Genomic DNA, 2,278 nt, shown 5'->3' on the forward strand with positions numbered 1-2,278 from the left:
TTGCTTCCGCGGTCGGAGTGAAATATCGCGCCGGCCGAGATGTTCCTGTTCCGTGCAGCGTTGCGGATCGCCCTGGATATCAGCGGAGTTTGGTAGTGGTCGTCCATCGCGTAACCGATGACTTCCTTCGTGCAGCAGTCGATGACCGTCGCGAGGTACAGCCAGCCTTCCCCGGTCGCGATATAGGTAATGTCGGTGTGCCACGAACGCAGGAAGAGAGGTTCGGGAATGTAGGTCGGCACCTCTTTGAATGCGGTGCTGCGTGAAAGATGAAGGTAGGCCCTTCGGAGCCGCCCTGCGGGGGGAGGCTTCAAACCGCCACATGCTGCGTTGGCTGAAGACCGTCGTGGTGAGCGATGTGGAAAAGGCGCCCATGAGGCGTCAGGTGGGGACCAGGAAGGCGAGCGCAAGCGAATCGCTGATGACGTGTCGAAAACGTATTTAGATGGCATCGAAACTGGGGGTGTAGATATGGCTCCAGGACAAGTCTGGCGGGCACCCGTCTACTGGCCAGACGGTGCCCGGCATGGAGGCGACGCGAGTCTGGTCTGCTGCTTTCACGTGGAACGTGGGAAGGCGAGTCCCGATAGTCCTGCCTTATGGGCAGGGAGAGGGAGTGTCCCGAAGCGGCGGAAACCGCGAGGGATCGAGTACCAGTGCGGGACTCGCCGGCGGACCGGCTCGTAGTAGTGATGAAGTCTCTGTAATGGAGATGGAGCGAAGGGGCCGGGTCATCCGTGGCTGTGTTCGTTCGATCAACCGGGTATGTCCTGGGAGGAGTCGGGTGGGCGAGCTGAAGTCGCCAGGGAAGTCGTTTGAGATCTCGAAGCGGGAAGTATGGGAGGCATGGGAGAAGGTCAGGGCAAATAAGGGGGCGCCGGGTGTAGATGGCTGCTCGATCGAGGACTTCGAGAAGGATCTGAAGGGCAATCTCTTCAAGATCTGGAATCGAATGTCCTCGGGCAGCTACTTTCCGCCCCCGGTGCGAGCGGTGGAGATTCCGAAGCCGCATGGCGGTGGTACCAGAATTCTCGGCGTTCCCACGGTCGCGGACAGAATTGCACAGACCGTAGTGGCCGCCCGTTTGGAGCGCGAGGTGGAACCGAAGTTCCATCCGGACTCCTATGGGTATCGGCCCGGGCGGTCGGCACTGGACGCGGTGGAAAAGTGCCGAGAACGCTGCTGGAAGAAGGACTGGGTCGTCGACCTCGACATCCAGAAGTTCTTCGACAGCGTCCGCTGGGACCTCATCGTCAAGGCTGTGGAAGCGCACACCGACGCCGTTTGGGTGAAGTTGTACGTCCGGCGATGGCTGGAGGCACCGCTTCAACTACCCGATGGCACCTTGCAGATGCGAGACCGGGGGACCCCGCAAGGGTCATCGGTTTCGCCCGTGCTGGCGAATCTGTTCCTGCACTACGCGTTCGACATGTGGCTGGCTCGGGAGTTCCCGAACGTCCCCTTCGAACGCTACGTGGATGACGCGGTCGTGCACTGCGTCAGCGAACGCCAGGCCAGAAGACTGGTGGAGGCGATCGGGAACCGGATGGAAGAGGTCGGGCTGCGTCTGCATCCCGACAAGACCCGGATCGTCTACTGCAAGGACGCGAACAGGCGGGGCTCGTATGAGCACACGGCGTTCACGTTCCTGGGGTTCACGTTCCGCGCTCGCGCAGCGCGCAGCAAGCATGGGGTGACATTTCCGTGCTTTCTGCCTGCGATCAGCAAGGACGCCCTGAAGAGGCTCAGTTCCGAATTGCGCGGGTGGCGGATCCATCGGCGCACGGGTCACACCTTCGCTCAACTCGCACGCATCATCAACCCGATCGTGCGAGGGTGGATGCAGTACTACGGAGCGTTCTATCACTCCGCGCTGAAACCCCTCCTGCGGCGCATCAACGCCTACCTGGTGCGCTGGATCCGCAGAAAGTACAAACGGCTGGCCGGGTTCAAGAAAGCCAAGGACTGTTTCCAGGGGATCACAAGGCGATACCCGGGAATGTTCGCGCATTGGCGCCTGTGCCGTAATTTCTGGTGATCAGGGTGGCAAGAGCCGTGTAATGGGAGACTGTTACGCACGGTTCTGTGGGAGCCGGAGGGTGAGATTCCCTCCGGCTACCCGACCCGACGAGCTTTTCACCGGGCGCATCCGCGGTGAAGTCGCGGCCGACGAGGTCTGGCATCTGGCCGGCCGCAGCCTGAGTGAGGTTGAACCTCTTCGGCCGTGGCAGGCAGGTCACCAGGCCCAGTTCGCGCATGAGGCGGCGGACCAGCTCCA

The 2,278-nt window shown here is 61.6% G+C and carries 2 protein-coding genes and 1 pseudogene; 1 reads left to right on the forward strand and 2 read right to left on the reverse strand.

From position 1 onward, the window contains the following. On the reverse strand, window positions 1-242 hold a 242-nt coding region (locus ABTY98_RS42100; RefSeq protein WP_352226462.1), incomplete at its 3' end, for a DDE-type integrase/transposase/recombinase. 542 nt (window positions 243-784) lie between these two features. Between ABTY98_RS42100 and ltrA the strand changes: the two genes are divergently transcribed. Next, window positions 785-2,038: a group II intron reverse transcriptase/maturase gene (gene ltrA / locus ABTY98_RS42105; protein WP_352226463.1), complete on the forward strand. Its 1,254-nt coding sequence runs from the start codon at window positions 785-787 to the stop codon at window positions 2,036-2,038. Window positions 2,039-2,123: 85 nt separating this feature from the next. On the opposite strand, the pseudogene ABTY98_RS42110 reads toward ltrA, so the two are convergent. Next, window positions 2,124-2,278, reverse strand: a pseudogene (locus tag ABTY98_RS42110) (IS3-like element ISAar4 family transposase); the annotation flags it as partial.

It is taken from the genome of Streptomyces sp. NPDC096040, from assembly GCF_040303265.1.
Classification (GTDB): Bacteria; Actinomycetota; Actinomycetes; order Streptomycetales; family Streptomycetaceae; genus Streptomyces.